Annotated in this window: 23 protein-coding genes; 5 read left to right on the forward strand and 18 right to left on the reverse strand. The window is 44.4% G+C overall.

Translation table 11 applies throughout. From position 1 onward, the window contains the following. Positions 1–30: 30 nt before the first annotated feature. The 11 genes from AAC855_RS01040 to AAC855_RS01090 form a co-directional block, all read right to left on the reverse strand. Positions 31–615: a UbiX family flavin prenyltransferase gene (locus AAC855_RS01040; RefSeq protein ID WP_340607803.1), complete on the reverse strand. Its 585-nt coding sequence runs from the start codon at positions 613–615 to the stop codon at positions 31–33. A gap of 45 nt (positions 616–660) precedes the next feature. Next, the gene (gene purF / locus AAC855_RS01045; RefSeq protein ID WP_340607804.1) at positions 661–2,178 is read right to left on the reverse strand and encodes an amidophosphoribosyltransferase; all 1,518 of its coding nucleotides are present in this window, start codon (positions 2,176–2,178) and stop codon (positions 661–663) included. Between the two features lie 32 nt (positions 2,179–2,210). After that, positions 2,211–2,699, reverse strand: a complete 489-nt coding sequence (cvpA, locus tag AAC855_RS01050; protein ID WP_340607805.1) for a colicin V production protein — start codon at positions 2,697–2,699, stop codon at positions 2,211–2,213. A 201-nt stretch (positions 2,700–2,900) separates the two neighbouring features. After that, complete coding sequence (dedD, locus tag AAC855_RS01055) at positions 2,901–3,608, reverse strand: cell division protein DedD (RefSeq protein ID WP_340607806.1); 708 nt, start codon at positions 3,606–3,608, stop codon at positions 2,901–2,903. Further along, on the reverse strand, positions 3,598–4,896 hold the full coding sequence (folC, locus tag AAC855_RS01060; RefSeq protein WP_340607807.1) for a bifunctional tetrahydrofolate synthase/dihydrofolate synthase: 1,299 nt from the start codon (positions 4,894–4,896) through the stop codon (positions 3,598–3,600). The genes dedD and folC overlap by 11 nt, the downstream gene beginning before the upstream one ends. Continuing rightward, entirely contained in the window at positions 4,889–5,833 is a 945-nt protein-coding gene (gene accD / locus AAC855_RS01065; RefSeq protein ID WP_340607808.1) for an acetyl-CoA carboxylase, carboxyltransferase subunit beta, read from the reverse strand. The genes folC and accD overlap by 8 nt, the downstream gene beginning before the upstream one ends. A 157-nt stretch (positions 5,834–5,990) precedes the next feature. Continuing rightward, positions 5,991–6,680, reverse strand: a complete 690-nt coding sequence (locus AAC855_RS01070; RefSeq protein WP_422824333.1) for a DedA family protein — start codon at positions 6,678–6,680, stop codon at positions 5,991–5,993. 75 nt (positions 6,681–6,755) lie between these two features. After that, entirely contained in the window at positions 6,756–7,601 is an 846-nt protein-coding gene (gene truA, locus AAC855_RS01075; RefSeq protein ID WP_340607809.1) for a tRNA pseudouridine(38-40) synthase TruA, read from the reverse strand. Further along, on the reverse strand, positions 7,601–8,611 hold the full coding sequence (locus AAC855_RS01080) for an aspartate-semialdehyde dehydrogenase (protein ID WP_340607810.1): 1,011 nt from the start codon (positions 8,609–8,611) through the stop codon (positions 7,601–7,603). Before AAC855_RS01080 ends, truA begins: the two co-directional genes overlap by 1 nt. 99 nt (positions 8,612–8,710) lie before the next feature. Further along, positions 8,711–9,838, reverse strand: a complete 1,128-nt coding sequence (gene pdxB, locus AAC855_RS01085) for a 4-phosphoerythronate dehydrogenase PdxB (protein WP_340607811.1) — start codon at positions 9,836–9,838, stop codon at positions 8,711–8,713. A gap of 117 nt (positions 9,839–9,955) precedes the next feature. Continuing rightward, the gene (locus AAC855_RS01090) at positions 9,956–10,747 is read right to left on the reverse strand and encodes an AraC family transcriptional regulator (RefSeq protein WP_340607812.1); all 792 of its coding nucleotides are present in this window, start codon (positions 10,745–10,747) and stop codon (positions 9,956–9,958) included. A gap of 160 nt (positions 10,748–10,907) precedes the next feature. On the opposite strand from AAC855_RS01090, the gene AAC855_RS01095 reads away from it, so the two are divergent. From AAC855_RS01095 to AAC855_RS01110, 4 genes are all read left to right on the forward strand, one after another. Continuing rightward, positions 10,908–11,816, forward strand: a complete 909-nt coding sequence (locus AAC855_RS01095; protein WP_340607813.1) for a DMT family transporter — start codon at positions 10,908–10,910, stop codon at positions 11,814–11,816. A 619-nt stretch (positions 11,817–12,435) separates the two neighbouring features. After that, complete coding sequence (locus AAC855_RS01100; protein WP_340607814.1) at positions 12,436–13,410, forward strand: Bug family tripartite tricarboxylate transporter substrate binding protein; 975 nt, start codon at positions 12,436–12,438, stop codon at positions 13,408–13,410. A 13-nt stretch (positions 13,411–13,423) separates the two neighbouring features. Further along, positions 13,424–13,855: a tripartite tricarboxylate transporter TctB family protein gene (locus AAC855_RS01105; RefSeq protein WP_340607815.1), complete on the forward strand. Its 432-nt coding sequence runs from the start codon at positions 13,424–13,426 to the stop codon at positions 13,853–13,855. Between the two features lie 9 nt (positions 13,856–13,864). After that, a complete protein-coding gene (locus AAC855_RS01110; RefSeq protein WP_340607816.1) occupies positions 13,865–15,388 on the forward strand; it encodes a tripartite tricarboxylate transporter permease in 1,524 nt (507 codons plus the stop codon). Positions 15,389–15,438: 50 nt separating this feature from the next. Here the strand turns inward: AAC855_RS01110 and fabB are convergent, their stop codons facing one another. Further along, a complete protein-coding gene (gene fabB, locus AAC855_RS01115; RefSeq protein ID WP_340607817.1) occupies positions 15,439–16,653 on the reverse strand; it encodes a beta-ketoacyl-ACP synthase I in 1,215 nt (404 codons plus the stop codon). Positions 16,654–16,868: 215 nt separating this feature from the next. Between fabB and mnmC the strand changes: the two genes are divergently transcribed. Then, positions 16,869–18,914 carry a bifunctional tRNA (5-methylaminomethyl-2-thiouridine)(34)-methyltransferase MnmC2/FAD-dependent 5-carboxymethylaminomethyl-2-thiouridine(34) oxidoreductase MnmC1 gene (gene mnmC, locus AAC855_RS01120; protein ID WP_340607913.1) on the forward strand — a complete coding sequence of 682 codons (2,046 nt, stop codon included), beginning with the start codon at positions 16,869–16,871 and terminating at the stop codon, positions 18,912–18,914. A gap of 98 nt (positions 18,915–19,012) precedes the next feature. On the opposite strand, the gene AAC855_RS01125 is transcribed toward mnmC, so the two are convergent. From AAC855_RS01125 to aroC, 6 genes are all read right to left on the reverse strand, one after another. Further along, positions 19,013–19,531 carry a GNAT family N-acetyltransferase gene (locus tag AAC855_RS01125; protein WP_340607818.1) on the reverse strand — a complete coding sequence of 173 codons (519 nt, stop codon included), beginning with the start codon at positions 19,529–19,531 and terminating at the stop codon, positions 19,013–19,015. A 19-nt stretch (positions 19,532–19,550) separates the two neighbouring features. After that, entirely contained in the window at positions 19,551–20,015 is a 465-nt protein-coding gene (locus AAC855_RS01130) for a hypothetical protein (RefSeq protein ID WP_340607819.1), read from the reverse strand. 525 nt (positions 20,016–20,540) lie between these two features. Then, the gene (locus AAC855_RS01135; protein WP_340607820.1) at positions 20,541–20,816 is read right to left on the reverse strand and encodes a YfcL family protein; all 276 of its coding nucleotides are present in this window, start codon (positions 20,814–20,816) and stop codon (positions 20,541–20,543) included. 21 nt (positions 20,817–20,837) lie between these two features. Further along, a complete protein-coding gene (locus AAC855_RS01140) occupies positions 20,838–21,389 on the reverse strand; it encodes an elongation factor P hydroxylase (protein ID WP_340607821.1) in 552 nt (183 codons plus the stop codon). A 21-nt stretch (positions 21,390–21,410) separates the two neighbouring features. Beyond that, complete coding sequence (locus AAC855_RS01145) at positions 21,411–22,211, reverse strand: sulfite exporter TauE/SafE family protein (RefSeq protein ID WP_340607822.1); 801 nt, start codon at positions 22,209–22,211, stop codon at positions 21,411–21,413. Between the two features lie 77 nt (positions 22,212–22,288). Continuing rightward, the gene (gene aroC, locus AAC855_RS01150) at positions 22,289–23,374 is read right to left on the reverse strand and encodes a chorismate synthase (protein ID WP_340607823.1); all 1,086 of its coding nucleotides are present in this window, start codon (positions 23,372–23,374) and stop codon (positions 22,289–22,291) included. Positions 23,375–23,491: the final 117 nt, after the last annotated feature.

Raw genomic sequence — 23,491 nt, forward strand, 5'->3', positions numbered from 1 at the left:
TTGAACGCTGACGTTTTAAATACTGATATGTTAAATACTGACAGTTTTTGCGCCCTGCCAGCGGTTAAATAAATCCGCTGGCAGGTCGATATCAAACTGATCAAGCACACGGTTAACCGTCTGGTCAACAATATCCTGAATAGATTCAGGCCGATGATAAAATGCAGGTACTGGCGGCATAATTACAGCACCGATTTCAGCAGCCTGAGTCATTAACCTTAAATGCCCCAGATGTAATGGCGTTTCTCTGATGCCCAACACCAGTTTACGCCCTTCTTTCAAAACCACATCGGCAGCACGGGTGATTAAGCCATCTGTGTAACTATGCACAATGCCCGATAATGTTTTGATGGAACAAGGTAAGATCACCATCCCTGATGTCTTAAATGACCCCGAAGAGATAGAGGCGGCAATGTCACGGCTATCGTGCACCACATCAGCAAGGGACTGTACTTCACGCAAAGTGTAGTCTGTCTCCAGTGCCAGTGTTTGCCGGGCTGACTGGCTGATTATCAGATGTGTTTCAATACCCTCTACAGGTTGCAAAACCTGTAGCAGCCGAATGCCATAAATTGCACCACTTGCCCCTGTCAGACCGACGATCAGTTTTTTCATGCGCTCCTCAGTAATACCGGAAATAATTTAATGATAGGAATGTTATTATCCTTCATTATAGATTTCCAGACTCTCGATTTCGCTCTGCCCCTGTAATTTCATGGCATCATCTTTACGTAGGTTTTCCAGATAATCGAGATAAGTCTGATCAATATCTTTCGTGACATAGATACCGTCAAAAACTGAACATTCAAATTTTTCAATATCCGGGTTTTCTTCATGCATCGCAGCGATTAAATCAGAAAGATCCTGATATATCAGGGCATCAGCACCAATCAACTGGCGAATTTCATTAACTTCGCGACCGTGGGCGATCAATTCATTAGCATTTGGCATGTCTATTCCGTAGACATTCGGGAAGCGGACTTCAGGAGCAGCCGAAGCAAAATAGACTTTTTTAGCGCCAGCTTCCCGGGCCAGTTCCACAATTTGCTCCGACGTTGTACCACGGACAATCGAATCATCCACCAGTAAAACATTTTTGCCACGGAATTCAGCACGGTTGGCATTCAGTTTACGCCGGACTGACTTCCGGCGTTCATGCTGACCGGGCATAATGAAGGTACGCCCGACATAGCGATTTTTAACAAACCCCTGACGATAAGGTTTATCCAGAATATGAGCGATTTCCAGTGCGACATCGCAGGAAGTTTCAGGAATGGGGATAACAACATCTATTTGTAAATCTTCCCATTCACGGGCTATTTTTTCCCCTAACTTTCTTCCCATCCGTAACCGGGCGTTATAAACGGAAATTTTATCTATAAAGGAATCAGGGCGGGCAAGGTAAACGAATTCGAACAGGCAGGGAGTTAATGAGGGGCTTTCTGCGCACTGGCGAGTAAATAATTGCCCCTGCTCAGTAATATAAATGGCTTCACCTGAAGCAACATCCCGCAGGAACTCAAACCCTAAGGTATCCAGTGCCACACTTTCCGAGGCCACCATATATTCACTGCGGCCATCTGCCAGTGTACGTTTCCCTAATACCAGAGGCCGGATCCCGTTCGGATCACGGAAAGCCACCAAACCATGCCCGATAATCATAGCAACACAGGCATAAGCACCGCGGATTTTCCGGTGCATTGCCGCAATTGCTGCAAAAATATCATCAGGCTCTAATGGGAAATGCGGAAATTGCGTTAACTCATCAGCAAAGATATTCAGCAGGATTTCAGAATCAGACGTAGTGTTGACATGGCGACGGGCATTTTCAAACAGACTTTTTTTCAGTTCCAGCGCGTTTGTCAGATTGCCGTTATGTGCCAATGTGATACCAAAAGGTGAGTTCACATAAAAAGGCTGGGCTTCAGAAGCACTGGAACTCCCCGCTGTCGGGTAGCGGACATGCCCAATTCCGATTGCCCCTTGTAAACGTAACATGTGTTTTGTTTCAAACACATCTTTAACCAAACCATTGGCCTTACGTAAACGGAATTCATTGTTACCATCAATAGTCGCAATACCTGCTGCATCCTGTCCACGGTGCTGAAGCACCGTCAATGCATCATAAATCGACTGGTTAACCGATGTAAAACCAACGATACCAACAATACCGCACATGTAGTCTTTCCTCATCAGTCAGGCGGAGAAGGCTATTTCTCCGGTAGGAAACTCGACGCGTTTTGCAGGTAGTCAAAAAACCACCTGATAATTTGACTGAACTGAGGGATCAACTGCGACTGTTTCCAGTCCGCACTTTGGGGAAGCGGAGTAAATGAGTCTGCAAGAAACAAAATAGCAGAAACGATTAAGACACCCCGCAGTGCCCCGAAACAGATCCCCAGAACCCGATCAGTACCTGATAAGCCTGTTCGCTGAACAAGTGAACCAATCACATAATTTACTACTGCACCCACAATCAGTGTTGCAATGAATAAAATAGCAATCGCAACCCCATTGCGCACCAGCTCATCGCCAAGACGGGTAAAATAAACCGCCAGGTAAGTATAGAAGTGGCTTGCAACAAAGAAAGCACATCCCCAAGTGATCAGTGAAAGTGCCTCACGAACAAAGCCCCGAATCAGGCTGACCAGTGCAGAGAAACCAATAATGGCAATAATTGTATAATCTATCCAGACCATATTTTAATCCAAAACAGGCTCCCGACTTTCAGGTCGGGCGCATTCTAACAGAAAACGAAAACGTTTGCGTAGCAGATTTATCACTCCGCTATTAAAAATAATTTAAGGAACCGCTCATATCTGCCTGTACAAGCTATGTGCATTATGAAGGGCTCCTGAACTTTCACGGGGGGTTTTAACCCGGTATGTAAGACCATGATGTTATGGCGTGTAATTTTTAATTTGCCCCTGTAAACCGGTTAATTCTTTCAGTTCAGGCAAAATAGACCCCAAAGCCTGTTTTGATGCATTCGGCCCGACATAGATCCGGGTTAACTGGCCTTGTACTGCCGAAGAAGGAACCGTATACACCTGATGCCCGGAAAGACGCAGCCTAGCCACAATTTCATTTACTTTATCCGCATTTTTTAATGCCCCAAGCTGGACAACGTAAGCAACCGCCTGCGGCGCCTGCTCAACAGACCGGGATTTCATTTCCGGCTGGCTTTCAGTGCGATTCTCTACCTTAACCTGCGGTTTGGTTTCTGGTTTAGGAATAACAGGAAGATCAGATTTTACCTGTTCTCCGCTGTCTCTTGACGTTACAGCTGGCGGCTCCGGTACTGGTTCCGGAGCCGAAGCACCGGAAAATGTATCAGTACCTGCCGTATCCGTACCTTGCTGTCGCTCCTGAGTTTGTGTCTGCATCGCCTCTGCAGCCCCTTCCGGAGGTGTAGACAGCATACTTTGTGTCAGTGGCGGAATCGAATCAATATTCTCTTCATCACCCGGCTTAGGCACTAATGGGATAGAAGCGAATTTTCCCTCATTATATTTCTTATCGCCGTCCAGTAGCATCGGCAGTACGATGACACTCAGTGCCACCAGAACGATGGTTCCGACTAAGCGATTTTGAAATTTACTTGCCACGTCCCTTTATCTCCTCCAATGACTCCATAACATGAGCGACCGTATGGAAAGAACCACAGACCACGATAATATCCTGCTCTGATGCCTCTTCCATAGCCTGATGCCATGCCTGTTCAACATCCGGGAATATTCGGGCATCGGGTAAGTGTTCCGCCAGCACAGCCGCTTCTGCACCACGAAATTCATGCAGTGATGCACAATACCATTCGTCAATTTGCTGAGTAAGACAGGCCAGTGTTCCCGCAATGTCTTTATCCTGCAACATGCCGACAACACCCCGTACTTTACTGCCCGGTGAACGGGATAACTCCGTCAGTTTTTGTGCCAGATATCCGGCGGCGTGGGGATTATGAGCCACATCCAGAATGATACGCGGCTTTTCCCCTATGATTTGAAAACGCCCCGGTAACTGGGCACGCTTCAAACCATCATGAATAGCCTGTTCATCAATCGCCTGACTGACTTTATCATTCTGCTGTAACAGACAATGAATGACGCCCAGTGCAGTTGCAGCATTCGCTAATGGCAGGTTAGGGATCGGCAACGAGTTAAATTGTCGATCAACTGTGCGCCAGTGCCAGCTCTCTTTTTCCTGAGCAAAATCCCAGTCTTTACCACAGCTGAATAATTTTGCGCCCAGTTCATCGGCAACATCAGCAATGGAATGTGGCATATCCGGCTCGCCAACGACAGCAAAGTGGCCCTGACGGAAAATACCCGCTTTTTCGCGTCCGATACGTTCACGATCCGCGCCAAGCCAATCGGTATGATCCAGTGCAATGCTGGTAACTACGGCAATATCTGCATCGACAATATTCGTGGCATCTAGGCGCCCACCCAGCCCTACTTCGAGGATCACAACGTCAAGATCAGCTTCTCTGAAGAGCTGTAATGCCGCCAGTGTTCCATATTCAAAATAGGTTAAGGAGATATCACCACGCTGGGATTCAATGCCAGCAAATACACGGCAAAAATCCTGTTCTGTAGGTTCCTGACCCTGAATACGTACCCGCTCGGTATAACGCACCAGATGCGGGGAGCTATAAACACCAACTTTCAGGCCCGCAGCCAGAAAAATGGATTCAAGGGTATGGCAGGTTGTGCCCTTACCATTGGTACCGGATACCGTAATGACTTTAGGGGCCGGATGTAGTAAATCCAGTTTATCGGCAAGGGTACCGATACGCTCAAGCCCCATATCAATCGCTTTCGGGTGCAGGTTTCCAAGGTAGGAAAGCCACATCGTCAGTGACGATGTGGCTTGAGGAATTTGTAAAGTATCAGACATCTTCTTTATTAGGGTTGATGTGTATGTCAACTTCGACGTCAGTAGGTTCAGCAACAATTTCTGTTACCGCTGTTTTCGCGTCGGGATGTGGCTGATGAGTCAGCATGGCAAGCATACTGGCAATTCTTTCTCTCATTTCCGGACGGCGCATTATCATATCAATCGCACCTTTTTCCAGCAGGAATTCACTGCGCTGGAAACCTTCCGGTAATTTCTCACGTACCGTCTGCTCGATAACCCGTGGGCCAGCAAAACCGATTAATGCCTTAGGCTCGGCAATATTGATGTCACCCAGCATACCCATACTTGCGGTCACACCACCGAACGTCGGGTTAGTCAGAACACAAATATAAGGTAAGCCACGCTCCTGCATTTTCGCTAATGCAGCACTGGTTTTTGCCATCTGCATCAGTGACATCAGTGATTCCTGCATACGTGCTCCACCACTGGAGACAAAGCAGATAAACGGGCAGTTATCTTCCAGTGCCTGTTCAACACCACGCACAAAACGCGCGCCTACAACCGAACCCATGGAGCCGCCCATAAAGTTAAACTCAGATGCAGCCGCGACAACCGGCATATCATGTAACAAGCCTTTCATGACGATCAGGGCATCTTTTTCCTGAGTCTGCTTCTGAGCTGCTGCCAGCCGATCTTTATATTTTTTGATATCGCGGAATTTCAGGATATCTTTAGGCTCTAATTCGCTGCCTAACTCTGTTGTACTTCCCTCATCCAAAAATGACTGCAAACGCTGGCGGGCAGAAATTTTCATATGGTGGTCACATCGTGGACACACTTCGAGGTTACGCTCTAATTCAGCGCGATAAAGCACCTGACTGCAACTGTCGCATTTAGTCCAAACTCCTTCAGGGATACTTGCCTTGCGAGTTTGCATGATTTTGCTTTTGTTTAGAATCTTTTCAATCCAGCTCATTAATGAACCTTTCCGTCTGATTCTGGCCTATAACGGGGGCTGCATTTCCTCGGTATAAGCCAGCTTTTGTTTTACGTGCCATTAAACCACAATGCTATAACAGTGTGGATAAAAAACTGCTCAAACCTGTTTGTGGCTATCTATCATTTAGTGACATCTAATTATTATCTGCCGCATTTTTAGATGCCGCCCGGCGATGACGCCAGATTTCAATCACACCCGGCAGAATAGAAATAAATATAATTGCAACAATTAATAATTTCAGATTCTGTTGGATAATCGGCATGTCACCGAATAAATAACCGGCATAAGTGAACAATAATACCCATATCAATGCCCCGATAACATTATATGCAGCAAAATGTCGGTAAGACATTTTTCCCATCCCGGCAACGAATGGCGCAAATGTTCGGATAATTGGCACAAACCGCGCCAGAATGATCGCTTTTCCGCCATGTTTCTCATAAAACTGATGAGTTTTATCCAGATAACTGCGACGGAAAATCCGCGAATTTGGGTTATTGAACAGTTTCTCACCGAAAACACGACCAATAGTATAGTTTATCGCATCCCCGATAATTGCCGCGGCAATTATCAATGCAGCCATAATATGTACGTTAAGATCGTTAGAATCCAATGCCGACAGCGCTCCCGCTACAAATAGCAGTGAGTCCCCCGGCAGGAACGGTGTAACCACCAGCCCGGTTTCACAAAATACGATTAAAAATAAGATCCCATATACCCAGTCACCATAATTGGCAACTAATTCAGCCAAGTGGGCATCAATATGTAAAATAAAATCAACAATGAACTTCGCGAAATCAATAAAATGAGTAAAAAACTCCATAATATTCCTCGTAGTACTCAAACATCCCTGCCGTCATTCGAAAAAATCAGCATTTATCAGTCAAAAACCAGTTCATCAGTCAGAAACCAATTCATCAGCCAGAAACAAAGGCCCCATCACCGGCTCAGGCAACCCAAAGTGAGCAGGATAATCCACCGCAACTAAATATAGCCCTTCAGCTTTAGCCGTTGCTGCTGCTTTTGTCCGATCTTTCAGTGCTAACAGTTCAGCCATCCATTGTACGCCCTGATTACCACAGCCAATTTCCAGCAGGCTGCCGACAATATTACGCACCATATGATGGACAAAAGCATTCGCTTTGATATCCACGACAACATAGTGCCCGTGGCGACTGACATTAATGTGCATCAGATTGCGCCACGGCGAATTGGACTGGCACTGTACTGCTCTGAAAGAAGTAAAATCATTTTCTCCTAACAGACATTGGGCTGCTTCATGCATCTTTTTCTCATCCAGAGGATAATGAAAATGCGTGACACCTTTCGCCAATACCGCAGGACGATAACGATGATTAAAGATAACGTACCGATACCGACGTGCTGTTGCACTGAAACGGGCATGAAATTCATCATCTACCGCTGTCACCCAACGCACTGCGATATCCGCAGGCAAATGGGTATTAACGCCCATTGTCCATGCGGCATCTTTACGCTGTGCCGAAGTTTCAAAATGCACAACCTGCCCCGTTGCGTGAACACCTGCATCCGTTCTGCCTGCGCAGAAAACAGCAATGGGTTCATTTGCAACTTTTGACAGCGCTTTTTCCAGACACGCCTGTACACTTCTGACTTCCTGCTGACGCTGCCAGCCATAATAGCGGCTGCCGTCGTATTCAATCCCCAGTGCAATTTTCACTTTTTTTGCTTCTGGCACAGACTGATTCAGTTCTGTATCAGACATCAGTAAAATTGCTCCTGAATCAGTTTTTCTGCGATTTCAACCGCCATCAATGCACCACCGAAACGAATGTTATCGGCAACAGACCAGAACTGTAGCCTCTCCGGCATTCCGTAATCATTACGCAGACAGCCGATACTCAGCCCATCTGCACCTGATGCATCAGTAACCTGAGTCGGGTAATCCCCCTCTTCTGAGACCTGAATTTCTTCAAGACGTTCAAATTCGTCACGCGCTTCTTCTACACCAACCGGACGCAGCGTTTCTACACTGACCATCTGGGCAATACCGTAGAAGACGGAAGACTGAACACAGCTGACAGAAACAGGCAAACCTTCATCCTGTAATATTCTGCGAACCTGATCGACAATCCGGCGCTCTTCACGCACTGTACCTTCCACATCAGGCAGCAAAGGCAGTAAGTTGAATGCCAGCTGTTTATTGAAACGCCCCTCATCGGGTGGGATACCATTCAATAAACGGGCACTTTGCCCTGCTAATTCTTCAATCGCTGCTTTACCATGAACAGAAACCGGCAGGATATTAGTCAGTTGTAAACGCGCGATACCCGCAGTATCAATTAAAGGTTTGATAGCCGTTAACACCTGACTGGTTGCACTATCAGCAACTGAAACGATATTACGGTTACGATACTCAGCCAACGCATGGGGGTTTACTGTCGGCACAACCAATGGAACATCCGGTTCAGCAGCAAACAACCCGCTGCTGTCTATCACCAGACAGCCCGCTTCTGTTGCCTGTGCAATATGTTGTGCGGTGACGTCCATACCCACAGCAAAAAATGCTAGCTGTACCTGTGACCAGTCAAATTCGGCAACATCGTGAACGGTGATGTTCTTACCATTAAACCGCTTGATGCTGCCGACACTTTGTTCACTGGCAAGAAGATGCAGTTCACCAACCGGAAACTGGCGCTCCTGTAATAACGCCAATATCGCCTCACCTACTGCGCCCGTTGCACCCAATAGCGCAATATTCCAACCTTCTGACATGTTGGTTTTCTCCACTTCTCTTTTATTTTGCTGGCAGGCAGAGAATTCTGCCTGTTGTTAACTCAATACAGTTAATTAAACACCGTTAATCAGCTGTTTTTAAATGACTTTAGTTTCAAATCCAATCTGGGATAGTAATTGAGCACTGCTTTCAGAATCACAATGCACTGTCAGGGAAGACCACTCACGGCGTTCCGGGTAATTTTTCCGCAATTGGTCAAAAGCACCATTCTGCCCGGCTACCTGACGCAATGGTGCATCATCACGGCGCACATCATACACTAAATGCATCAGACGCTTCAGGATGCTTTGTGTCACTTCACCACGAACCGTGATATGGCTGAAATCAGACTCAGGTAATAAGTCAGACAATGCGGTTTTTTGTGGCTTGCCTAAAAATTCACAATACGCCTCAAAAACCTGAGTTGTACCGCGGGCCTTGCCTTCCAGCGTATATCCCGCAATATGCGGTGTACCGATATCCACCAGCGCCAGCAAAGGTAATGAAAGGTTAGGTTCTGGTTCCCAGACATCAAGTACGACGCGCAATTTTTTTCCGTTTTGTAAAGCTGATAACAGTGCTTGGTTATCAACCACTTCGCCACGGCTGGCATTAATTAAGATCCGGTTATCCGGCAAGGCAGAAAGCAGTTCTGCATCTGCCAGATGATAAGTCTGATAAGGGCCTGATGTATTAAGCGGAGTATGGAAAGTCAGAATATCTGCCTCTTTGACCAATTTTTCCAAAGGCCAGAATTCACCTTCATCACCCCTATCTGCCCGAGGTGGGTCGCACAGCAGAGTTTTCACGCCCAGAGCGGCCAGTCGTGCAGCCAGACGCCCCCCGACATTTCCAACACCGACAATACCGACAGTTTTATCCTTCAGCTGAAATTGATCCTGTTCTGCTAATATCATCAGCGCGGAGAAGACATACTCAACAACAGCAATTGCGTTGCATCCGGGGGCAGCAGAAAAACCGATCCCCGCCTGCTCTAACCACGGCTGATCGACATGATCCATACCCGCGGTCGCTGTGCCGACAAATTTTACAGCACTGCCTTTTAACAGGGACTCATTAACTTTAGTGACAGAACGCACCATAAAAGCATCCGCGTGTTCCAGAACCCCCTCAGGCACAGGGCGCCCCGGAATTGCCTGAACTTCTCCTAATTGTTTAAAGAGTTGTTCAGCATAAGGCATATTTTCATCGACTAAAATTTTCACTTTTCATATCCAACGACTTGAGTGGGCGTGATCCGCTATTCTGCCATTTAATCGACATAATGCCTAATCCCGCTTTCTCTTTCTGCTTAGCTCTTTAATGAGAAAATTTCCGCAGCCTCATGCACTCTGATTGGTGTTACTTTCAGCTGATCCTTTCCTGAATCGTTCCGGTGTTGTTCCGGCAATCTGTTGAAACATAACAATAAAAGCCGACGATGAACTATAACCCACATCAAATGCAACTTCATGAACGCTTTTCCCCTGTTCCAGCAAAGAAATCGCATGCAGAAAACGCAGACGCTGTCGCCACTCACTAAAAGACATCCCCAACTCCTGCTGGCAACGGCGTGATAAGGTTCTTTCCGAGGTATAACGCTTCTTTGCCCATTCTACCAATGAAGTATTATCAGCGGGGTTATGCTCTAATGCCTGTAAGATCGGTGCAAGCAGTTTATCTTTTGATGAGGGCAGGTAAGTATTCTGGCTTGGTGAAATTTCAAGCTGATCAATCAGGATCTGTGCCAGACGCTGATCTTTATCTGTCTGGGGCCGGATAATCCTACGGCTAAAGAAATCCTGCATAATGGCATTAAAAATAGAACTTAACCGGATAATACAGGGATGTTGGGGCAAAAATTTGCTCAATTGCGGTGAAATATCGATTATCCAAAACTGCATCGTTTTCCGGTTATAGCTCGAATGAACCTTATTTTTCGGGATCCAGATACTGAATTCCGGAGGAGCCAGAAAACGTTGTCCTTCCACAGCCATCTCCATAACGCCGCTTACAACATAAATTAATTGCCCGAATGGATGGGAATGCAGCATAAATTCAGTATCAGCACTCAGGGTTTCATCACGAAAAATGAGGGTGTTGGGTATATCCCAGTCCGGTAACTGAAACATCATTTGATTAACTCCCTTTCAAAAAATTCATTTTTACTCCCAAAAACGGAGAGGCATTTATAAATTGTCCTGATTGCCACATCAGTTGGCGGATTATCAATATGTATAATAAATCGGTCACTGCTACACTAAGTACACGATGTTCTACACACAATGAAACTCAATGAAAAATTTATTATTTCCCCTTATTGCTGTACTGATTTGGTCAGCTAATGCGGTAGTCAGTAAATCCGCAGCAATCTCAATTGAACCCGGCGCTATCGCTTTCTATCGCTGGTTTATCGCGTTTTTGATTTTGACGCCTTTTATCTTACTGCCGGTAATAAAGCAGTGGAAAGCAGTCATCCCACACTGGTGGAAATTATTGATTCTGGGTTTTCTTGGTATGGTTCTTAATCAAAGCCTGATTTACTATGCTGCCCATACTGTCAGTGCAACATTGATTGGGATCTTAACCTCATTAATTCCGTTGCTGACGATCATACTCAGTATATTTATACTACGGATCACGCCGACCGTTGGCATTATACTCGGAACGGCTTTTTCACTGTTTGGGCTGATATGGCTAGTGGGTAAAGGTGAACCGTCTACTTTATTGGAGAACGGATTAGGGATCGGAGACGCAATGATGTTTATTGCATCAGCCGCTTATGCTTTGTACGGCGTCCTGACCAAACGCTGGGCAATTCCATTACCCAACTGGCAGGCTCTTTATATACAAATCGGGTTTGGCGTACTGTTACTTTTTCCTAATTTCATGATGACAGAAGATGTTCAGCTAACCAGTGATAATATTCCTCTTGTACTGTTTGCGGGTATTCCGGCTTCAATTATTGCACCTTATGTGTGGATACAGGGAGTTAGACGATTGGGTGCAAATATGACATCGATATTTATGAATCTGGCTCCGGTCTTTACCGCCATCATTGCGATTGTAGTACTTCATGAGAAGATGTATAGCTATCATCTTATCGGAGGAGGTATTGTGCTGGCTGGTGTGATGATTGCCCAACAATTACGTACCCCAATTAACAGTTATAAAAAACAAACTGAAAATAGTATCAAAAGTTAATCGTAAGACATTTTAAATAACTTTATCACCAGTTATTGCCCAATAGTATCATTGGGCAATAACTGCAAAAACAGATCGTAATACCTCCCTCCGAACTGAATCTATTTACTGTTCTCTTCATTTATTGTTCATAACTCACAGATGAGTTATTAAACTGAAATCTAGTGATTCTATAATCTATAAATTTATTTTTGTTAATATCAAAACAATTTAGAAAAACACATTAGTTAAACTTGTTCAGTATTAATAAATATTAATACTGAGTTCTATTAAAGATACATTTAAAGAAGATTCTCTAATATATACTCGATAAACTTCAAGTTACAACGGGTAATCTGAGGAAAGTCCTTATATCTCGCCACATTGTGGGGATATATAACATGCACATTGAAGTTGAATTAGTATAAAAAATAAGGCCAGACTTACTCTATTTCAGTTATCAATAACATTAAGTATTTTGGTGTATTTAAAAGCAAACCAAATGTGACATTAGGTGATTAGTGTCACATATAAACATTTTTCACGGCTAATAAGAGATTTCGGTTCTATAAATAATAATGCACCAGAGATTTATTGTATTGTCACCATTACTGGACTGGTGCCATGTGAGGAATAAAAAATGAAAATATTAAAAACATTATTAGCGGCTACTGGTTTACTTTTCTGTATCAATACCTTTGCAGCCAGCGCCCCTGACAGAACTGAATGTATCGCTCCAGCCAAACCCGGAGGCGGGTTTGACTTAACCTGTAAATTGGCTCAGGTCTCATTATTAGAAACTAAAGCTATTAATTCACCTATGCGGGTAACATTTATGCCCGGTGGCGTCGGCGCTGTGGCCTACAATGCTATTGTTGCCCAGCGACCAGCCGAGCCGGGAACGATTGTCGCCTTTTCCGGTGGCTCGCTGTTAAATCTTGCTCAGGGAAAATTCGGGCGTTACAACGTGAATGATGTGCGCTGGCTGGCCGGTGTTGGTACTGATTACGGTATGATTGCCGTTCGTCAGGATTCTCCTTATAAAACCTTAAAAGATCTCCTCAATGTATTTAAGAGTAACCCCGCCAATATTGTATTTGGTGCCGGTGCCTCCATCGGCAGTCAGGATTGGATGAAAACCGCATTACTCGCCAAAGAAGCCGGTATTGATCCACACAAAATGCGTTATGTCGCCTTTGAAGGTGGAGGAGAATCGCTTACAGCTTTGCTGGGTAACCATATTCAGGTTTTTTCCGGCGATATCAGCGAGGCTCTACCGTACCTGACAAGTGATAAAATCCGTGTTCTTGCTGTCTATGCAGACAAAAGACTGGATGGCGTTCTGGCAGGTATCCCGACAGCTAAAGAACAGGGTTACGACATTGTGTGGCCGGTGATCCGGGGTTTTTACATGGGGCCGAAAGTTTCTGATGAACAATATCAATGGTGGGTTGACACGTTCAACACACTGCAACAAACCGACGAATTTAAAAAGCAGCGTGAACTACGCGGTCTATTTGAATTCAATATGACAGGCAAAGAGCTGGATGATTATGTGAGAAAACAGGTTACTCAGTACCATGAAATGGCTAAATCTTTTGGTTTAGCGAAATAATAGGGACTGCATTATGAGTGATCGTATTTTTGCCGTCATCTGGTTAGTGTTATGTGGAATAGGGCTGGTCATTGGCTGGGGTATCCATAGTGAATACAGCTATGAGCCACTCGGCCCGCGCCCTTTTCCGATTGCTATTATTTCGTTAATGATATTGTGCGCACTGCTACTACTATTCAGAAAACCGGAAATAGTTGACTGGCCTGTTCCACAAACATTGCTCCGTTTATTCTTACTGGTTACTTCACTGATCTTTTATGCCGGAACGTTTGAGTGGTTAGGCTTCCCTCTTGCAACAACATTATTGACTGTCAGCATTGCATTACTGTTTAACGCCACACTTCCCGCCGCAATTATTTCTGGCTTGATCTTAGGTACCTCTCTCTTTTTTATCTTTGATCGCCTGCTAGATGTCACTCTGCCAATTGGTAGCCTGTTCAGGTAAGGAGATAAAATGGATACATGGATATACCTAACACATGGTTTTGAAGTCGCATTAATCCCTAAAAATCTGGTCATTGCGCTAATCGGTTGTTTTATTGGTACTGTTGTTGGCCTGCTTCCGGGTCTTGGCCCAATCAATGGGGTTGCGATTTTATTACCTCTGGCTTTTGCTCTGAAACTCCCCGCAGAATCCGCCTTAATCTTACTGGCAACGGTCTATATTGGCTGTGAATATGGAGGGCGGATATCTTCAATTCTGCTGAATGTGCCGGGGGACGCCGCTGCCATTATGACCGCTCTGGATGGGCACCCGATGGCAAAACAAGGGAAAGCCGGGGTTGCATTATCTATCTCAGCGGTCAGTTCATTCTGTGGGTCAATTCTGGCTATTGCTGGGATCATTTTGTTTGCGCCTCTTCTGGCAAAATGGTCTTTGGCCTTCGGGCCTGCCGAATATTTTGCCCTGATGGTTTTTGCAATTGCCTGTCTTGGCAGCATGATGAGCCAGAATCCGGTTAAATCGCTACTGGCGGCCTTGATTGGTTTGGGGTTAGCCACTGTAGGCGTTGATTCTAATACAGGTGTTTATCGTTTCACCTTCGATAGTGTCCACCTCTCCGACGGAATTCAGTTTATTGTCGTTGTCATTGGGCTGTTCTCTGTCAGCGAAATTCTGTTGATGCTGGAAAGCACGTCTACCGGCCAAAAAGTAATAAGTAAAACCGGAAGATTGCTGTTTAATAAAAAAGAAGCTAAAGCCTGTACCGGGCCAATATTACGCTCGTCAGTTATTGGTTTCTTTGTCGGAATACTTCCCGGTGCCGGAGCGACCATTGCCAGCGCAATCACCTACATGACCGAAAAAAGGCTCAGTGGTAACAGTGATTCGTTTGGTAAAGGTGATATCCGGGGCGTTGCCGCTCCTGAAGCGGCCAATAATGCATCCGCATGTGGCTCATTCATTCCCATGCTGACACTGGGTGTGCCCGGTTCAGGCACAACAGCGGTAATGATAGGCGCACTGACGCTCTATAACATCACTCCGGGACCTGCTATGTTCACCGAACAGCCTGATATCGTATGGGGATTAATCGCTGCACTACTTATTGCGAATATTCTATTGCTAATTATGAATATCCCAATGGTTGGTCTATTTACCCGTATGCTGAGCATCCCACATTGGTTTTTAGTTCCGATCATTGCCAGCATCTCAGCAATCGGCGTTTATGCAGTACACAGCACAACGTTCGATCTGATGTTAATGGTTGGTCTGGGGGTTTTTGGTTACATCCTCAGGAAAATGAACTTCCCAATGTCACCCCTTATTCTGGGGTTTGTGCTCGGTGAAATGCTGGAGCAAAACTTAAGGCGGGCTCTTTCAATCAGCAATGGTAGTTTTGATATCCTGTGGAGTAGTGCTATCGCTCAGTCTTTGCTGGTTTTAGCTGCACTGGTTCTAATTATTCCACCTACATTACGGATCATTCGTAAAAAACGGCAGAAAAGCAGGAAAATTTATAGCCAATCCACATAACTGATGAATTGGCTTTTACTCAGAACGATAAAATATTCAACTTTAGAAAATCAAGCAGAATATTTACGCATTACCAAAGATGCATTCGTACCACCGAACCCGAAGCTATTGGACATCACTGTTCTTAGCTCGCGTTCGGTCGGTTCTGTAATAATATTCATACCCAGCGCTTTTTCATCCAACTCTTCGATATTAATGCTCGGTGCAATAATCCCGTGCTCCAGCATCAACAGGCTGTAAATTGCTTCCTGAGCACCCGCCGCTCCCAAAGAATGCCCGGTCATCGCCTTAGTCGCTGAAATTGCAGGTGTGTTGTCACCAAATACTTCTCTGATAGCTTCCAGCTCTTTCAGGTCGCCAACCGGCGTCGATGTGCCATGAGTATTGATATAGTCTACTTCACCATCAATACCGTCCATCGCCATTCTCATACAACGAACCGCTCCTTCGCCTGAAGGTGCTACCATATCCATTCCATCGGAATTTGCTCCGTAGCCAATAACTTCAGCATAAATATGCGCGCCACGGGCTAATGCATGTTCCAACTCCTCAACAACCACGATACCGCCACCGCCTGCGATAACAAAGCCGTCACGGTTTTGGTCATAAGTACGGGAAGCCCGATCCGGAGTTTCATTATACTTGGTGGAAAGCGCACCCATTGCATCAAATTCACAGGCTATTTCCCAGCTAAGCTCTTCACCGCCACCCGCAAAAATAACATCCTGTTTGCCTAGCTGAATTAACTCAACAGCATGACCGATACAATGCGCAGAGGTCGAACAGGCAGAACTGATCGAATAGTTCACGCCTTTAATTTTAAAAGGTGTTGCCAGACAAGCTGAAATGCCGGAAGCCATTGTTCTTGTAACCATATAAGGCCCGACACCCCGCAAGCCACGGGCACGCATACCGTCTGCACAGACAACCTGATTATGAGGTGAACCGCCACCAGAACCGACAACCAGCCCTGTGCGTAAATTAGAAACCTGATCATCTGACAGGCCGGAATCTTTGATTGCCTCATCCATTGCCAGATAAGCATAAACAGAAGCATCACTCATAAAGCGCTGTGTTTTTCGGTCAATCAAACCCGTTGTATCCAGTTTGACATTTCCCCAAACTTGGCTGCGAAGCCCCATTTCTTTGAATTCTTCGGAAAAAGTTATCCCGGAAAGGCCTTCTTTCAGAGATTTAAGCACCTCTTTCTGGTTATTACCAATACTGGAAACAACTCCCAGACCAGTGATTACTGCTCTTTTCATTAATTACCTCATCAATATGTTTACCTGCGGGATTTCCTACTCGCACTTTAGCGTACACTTGTACGCTGAACAAGTCCGATCAGGTTAAAAATTGTGGAACAATTGATCAGAGTCAGTTCTTAAGATCCTCAATAGGTGGTGTAACAGCATCAAGACCGTTAAAATCCCCCATTATTCTTCACAACAATACAGGTCTTATTTTGAAAAACAGTATCGTGAAAAACAGTACTATCAGTAGCGCAACCCTAAGTTGGAATGAACAGGGCACACCTATTTCTGAGCAGTTTGATGATGTTTATTTTTCAAATCAAGATGGGTTGGAAGAAACGGTATATGTATTTTTGAAAGGCAATCATTTTCCTCAACGTTTTAACACACATCCTCGTTCTGATTGCGTTATTGCTGAAACCGGATTTGGTACAGGGTTAAATTTTCTGGCACTCTGGCGGGCTTTCTCAGCTTTCAGGCAACAATCACCCGATGCTACATTAAAAAGGCTTCATTACATTAGCTTTGAGAAATATCCATTAAAAATCGCAGATCTGAAAAATGCCCATCAACGCTGGCCAGAACTTCAGCCATTCTCTGAAGAGTTATGTCAACAGTGGCCCTTACCACTCTCAGGTTGTCATCGGTTAATTCTGGATAATGGTGCTATCACGCTGGATCTTTGGTTTGGTGATGTAAATGAGCTATTACCCAAGATAACTTCTGGCCTGAACAGCAAAGTTGATGCATGGTTTTTAGATGGTTTTGCCCCATCCAAAAATCCACAAATGTGGAGCGAACAACTGTTCACTTCAATGGCAAAATTTTCCCGCTCAGAAGGGACATTTGCGACTTTTACTTCCGCCGGTTTAGTTCGCCGCGGATTACAGGAAGCAGGTTTTGATGTCAAAAAAATAAAAGGTTTCGGGCGTAAAAGAGAGATGCTGACAGGCACTTTACTTCCCACAGCTCTCAATTCCAGCCCGGATACCCCTTGGTTTACCCGACAAAGCGCAGCATACACTGATGATATCGCCATCATTGGCGGCGGTATTGCCAGCGCACTTACTGCGCTAGCTTTATTGCGCCGTGGAGCAAAAGTCACCCTATATTGTCAGGATGAACACCCGGCACAAAATGCGTCAGGTAATCAACAAGGCGCGCTGTATCCCTTACTGAATGGTCAGAATGATCCACTCGAACGTTTTTTTACCTGCGCATTTACCTTTGCCCGTCGTCAGTACGACCACCTGACTGAACAAGGCGTTTTATTTGATCATCAGTGGGATGGAGTGAGCCAGCTGGCCTACGATGAAAAATCGGATAAAAAAATCTCAGGGATACTCCAGACAGTATGGCCAGAAGACATTGCCGTTGAAATGGATCGCCAGCACCTGAGCCAGACTAGTGGGCTGGATGTTAATTATCATGGTGTGCATTATCCACAAGGAGGATGGTTATATCCGGGACAGTTGACTCAGGAAGCTATCAGACTTGCACAACAGCGTGGTATGTGTACGCACTTCAACCAGAAGATAATACGCTTGGATCAATATGAAGACGGCTGGCAGCTACATATTGAACATCAGGGGCAAAGACAGCTTAAAACCCATAAAGTGGTTGTTATTGCCAACGGGCACTGCTTGCCACAATTTGAACAAACTGAAAAGCTCCCAGTTACCGCTGTTCGTGGACAAGTCAGTCATATCCCAACTACCGAGCGCCTCAACCAGCTAAAAACTGTACTCTGTTACGATGGTTATATGACACCTGTCAACCCACAGAATCAATATCACTGTATTGGCGCAAGTTATCAGCGTCATTTTCTGGATACTGAGTATTCTTCCGCCGAACAACAAGAAAACCGAGACCGTTTACTGAAGTGTTTTCCTGATGTTGAGTGGGTGAAAGAGGTTGATATCTCAGAAAACAAATCTCGTCAGGGAATACGCTGTGTCATTCGGGATCACATGCCAATGGTGGGTAATGTGCCTGTTCTCAAAGAAATTATGAAAAAGTATGCCAACTTACACCAACAAATACAGTCCGGGGAGAAAATTGACGAGTCACCTTGTTATCCTGATCTGTTTATTATCGGAGCACTAGGATCTCGTGGCTTATGCTCTGCTCCTTTAAGCGCTGAGTTACTCGCAGGACAAATTTTTGGTGAAGCTCTGCCGCTTGACGATGAAACATTAGCGGCTTTAAACCCTAACCGCTTCTGGGTCAGAAAACTGTTGCGCGGCAAAAAAGTAAAAACTGAGAAATCTTAAATTACACTGATGCTCCCCAGCAATAAAGAAGCCAATCTCCCGTCACATAGATAAGTTATGTGACTGGGGGAATAATTCATAACTGAATTACCACTCTTTTATATCATTATGGGACGTTTCATGGCACAACGCTGTTCTGTCGAAAATCCATATTCAATTTCACCTTGCAAAATTTGCTGTAATCCCTTACTCATTTCCTGTGATTCCAAGATAGCAAACCCCAGTTTTTGATAAAAAGGTGCATTCCAAAGGATATTACGGAAAGTTGTCAAAGTTACAAACTGTAATTGACGCTGTTTAGCAACCTGAATAACTGTTTCAATTAATTTCTTTCCTATGCCCTTTCTTTGCCAATCCCCATGCACAGACAGTTCAAAAATATGCAATCCGTCATCCAGAGGTTTCACCAGAATAAAACCTATAGGAGTTCCCTTATTATTTATTGCAACCCAGCTATTGTGTTGCACAATATAGCCCAAATGTTGTTGTTCAGTATGTACATGACCATCAGAAATCCAAGCTAGTTCAGGTATAGTTCGAAATAATTGCGCAGCGGAATGCTCAATTATAGCTAACTGATTTATATCTGATAACTGTGTTGAACGAATAGTGAACATTATACCACCTTGTAATTATTCAGGATGGAAGCATCAATTTCATTGCCGCGATAATAATACCAGAAAAACCAAACATCATTGTTACCATCCATTTTGTCTGAGATGCTATTTTCTCTAATAGCGTCTTATGAATAGATGCCATTTCTTTCTTTACAGATGCAATCTCAGTATAAATAAGTACCTTTACCGATTCAATATCAGCCTTAGTTGCATGGGTGTTTTTTATAATGCCTACATCTATTTTTAGTTCCGTTACATCTGATTTTAACTGTGTTACATCTGACTTTAATTGTGTTACGTCTGTTTTTAATTGAGAAACATCTACCTCCATATTTTCAAATCTTTTTTCTAACATTACATTCATTTCCTTTCTCCCTGTCAGGTTGGAAGTACTAAAATTTATCGATTCAGGTAAAAAATACTTTTTATATTGCTCATTGTCATGCTCATACCCCTTTTGAACAGCCTTGTTCTCAATTCTCATATACCACCTCCGAAATGTCCTTTTTCTATTCTGTGTTGTTACAGAGAATTTATATCCATCGTTTTTAAATAACCAATTAATGATTTCACTTTTAATTTATATATTAGCAATAAATTTAAAATATATTATTTTTTCATAATGCTATAGACTCTATCACCATTCATTTTTCAAATCATCAGTTGTTCCACTAATAACAAAATAAAAATTAAAAGATTATATACAAATTCAATTTCAAGATGCGTGTTATACCTCCCCGCATCGCGGTGAGATATAAGAATTCGCCTCATATTACCCATTGCAACTTGACGTTTATCGAGCGTATACAAGAAGATCATTGAATTACGCTGGCATGTAACTTTAATATATAAAAAATCAAATATTACCAGACAATGATTTTACTTTATTTTATTCATAAAAGAACATTCAATATTTACGATTATCTTTTATTTATCATTAATTGCGAACTGCTACGCATTTCCATGTAAGAGAGGGTTGTAAAACAACCCTCAAAATAGCGTCAAAAAATTATGCTCTCGCACTATCCAGTAGCTTTTTCCAGGTCGATAAAATCAAAACCTGATCCGGTGGTGTCAATTCGCCAGCCTTAATCGCTTTATGAACGCTTTCCTCTACACGCTGATGAAGCTGTTCAATAGTATTAGCCCCTTCCTGCTCCAGTTCAGCAACGGCCAACGTCAGATGCCCGCGGAGGTATCCACCAGCAAATAATTCGTCATCACTGGCATATTCAACCATGTCATCTATCTGTGCCAGAATGCGTGTTTCAAACTCTGCGAGCATTGTTTTTCCTCAAAAATCAAATCAGTTAGCAAAAGGATTTTCCGGGTCAGGAAAATGTTCTGCCTTTAGTGGAGGGGTATTGTAAAACGATTGCAGGGCACGAATAAAGCGCGCTGCGCGTAGGGGGATTCCATTTTCAAGGTATGCCATGACCTGAGCATGAACTTTCCGCTGAAAAGCAAAACGATCCGGTTCAAAATCACCGTCCAGATTATCGCAACTGATGTTGAACGGAAAACCAGCAGCCATGCAGAATAACCACTCTAAAGCCTGAGGTTTAATTTCAACTTTTTCGAATTCAGACTGTGTCTGAGCATCGCGGCCATCGGGGCAATACCAATAACCAAAATCAACCAATTTACGACGCTCTGTACCTGCAATGCACCAATGAGAAATTTCATGTAATCCGCTGGCATAAAAGCCGTGAGCAAATACGACCCGGTTATAAACTTCTTTATCATCTGCGGGGAGATAAATTGGCTCATCATCACCTTTGATCAAACGGGTGTTATAGTCATCGCTAAAGCAATTATCAAAAATATCAATTAGTTGCTGATAATGATGTTCAGCCATTTATTAATACAATCCTAAAAATTAAAAATAAAATGCCAGCCAGGAGCGGATGGTCTCACCATGCTGTTCATGGAGCAATTTGATGCTCATTAAAAAAGAGATGGTTACCAGCATCGGACGAATCAATTTCTGCCCTCTGCTTAATACCAGACCAGCCCCTAAGCGGGCTCCTATCATCTGACCGGCCAGCATAACAAAACCCAGCAGCCATAAAACCTGCCCGCCAAGAATAAAGAAAACCAATGCACCGAGATTAGCTGCGCAATTCAGCACTTTTGCATGTGCGGTTGCCTTCGCCAAATTGTAACCACAGAGCATAACGTAAGAAAGGGCCAGAAAAGAGCCGGTTCCCGGCCCGAATACACCATCGTAAAACCCAATTCCTCCTCCGGCAAGGCAACCAAATGCAATCGGCCCTAAACGGCTTGGTCGATCTTCTGCGCCTATATTGGGTACCAACAGGAAGTAAAGTCCGATAATCATAACCAGAACCGGTAGGGCATAGCGCAGTAAATCCGGTGATACAAACTGAACCAGTAATGCGCCTGACATGCCACCCAGAACCGTCATCGTGATAGCAAATCGTTGAGAACGTAAGCTTACGATCCTCCGGCGGATAAAATACAGGCTGGCAGAGAGAGAACTCCCTACAGCCTGAAGTTTCCCTGTTGCCAGTGCCTGAACCGGCGTAATACCTGTAGATAATAAAGCAGGGATCGTTAACAGCCCGCCACCACCTGCAATTGAATCGATAAAACCAGCAACCAGAGCAACTAAAAAAAGAAAACCATAAACTTCCGGACCCAATAATGACCATTCCATGATGAATTTCACCCGAAAATTGCTTATCCGTTATCACGGTGTCTTTCGGCACCTGTTCATATTTGTTGAGCTCGGGTTCACCAGCGCGGAAGCGAAGGTGACACATCTGCACATTGGGCTCGCTGGCGCAACAAATGATCCATCAGGACTATCGCCATCATCGCCTCTGCAATAGGCACTGCCCGGATACCAACACAAGGATCATGCCGACCCCGTGTAACCATATCCACTTCTTCACCCTGCCGATTGATTGTTTTACCTGAAACCATAATGCTGGATGTCGGTTTCAGCGCAATATGGGCAACAATAGGCTGACTGCTACTGATCCCACCCAGAATGCCGCCCGCATGGTTACTGGTAAAGCCTTGCGAGGTGATTTCATCCCTGTTTTCGCTGCCACGCAGGCCAACTACGCCAAAACCATCACCAATTTCTACGCCTTTCACAGCATTAATGCTCATTAGGGCATGAGCAATATCAGCATCCAGACGGTCAAAAACCGGTTCTCCTAACCCAGCCGGAACATTTTCAGCCACGACAGTCACTCTGGCGCCAATGGAATCCCCTTCTTTCTTCAGGGCACGTAATAATTCATCAAGCTGAGTTAATTTACTTTCATCAGGACAGAAAAACGGGTTCTGCTCAACCAGATCCCAGTCTTTCATTTCGCAGTGAATATCTCCCATCTGAGTCAGGCAGGCACGGATACGAATACCCTGTTTTTCGAATAAATATTTTTTGGCAATCGCTCCCGCAGCAACACGTATTGCAGTTTCACGGGCAGATGAACGGCCACCTCCGCGATAATCGCGCAATCCATACTTTTGTTCATAGGTATAATCGGCATGACCGGGACGGAAAACATCTTTGATCGCACTGTAATCTTGCGAGCGTTGATCGGTGTTTTCAATTAATAAACCAATACTGGTTCCGGTCGTCACGCCCTCAAAAACACCGGAAAGTATACGAACCTCATCAGGTTCACGGCGCTGAGTGGTATAGCGGGAAGTTCCGGGACGACGCCTGTCCAGATCAATTTGCAAATCCGCTTCCGAAATAACAATACCAGGTGGAACACCATCAACAATTCCACCTAATGCAAGACCGTGAGATTCACCAAATGTGGTAACACGGAAAAACTGTCCAATACTGTTTCCTGCCATACCTATCCTGCCATTATTTCTTATGTATTAAGATTAGATGTTAAATAACAATAAACTAACAAATGGTTAAAGCATAATTTATTTCACTCGTTTTATTTAACTAAAATGTGATAAAGA

It is taken from the genome of Xenorhabdus bharatensis (genome assembly GCF_037996705.1).
In the GTDB taxonomy this organism is placed as follows: Bacteria; Pseudomonadota; Gammaproteobacteria; order Enterobacterales; family Enterobacteriaceae; genus Xenorhabdus; species Xenorhabdus bharatensis.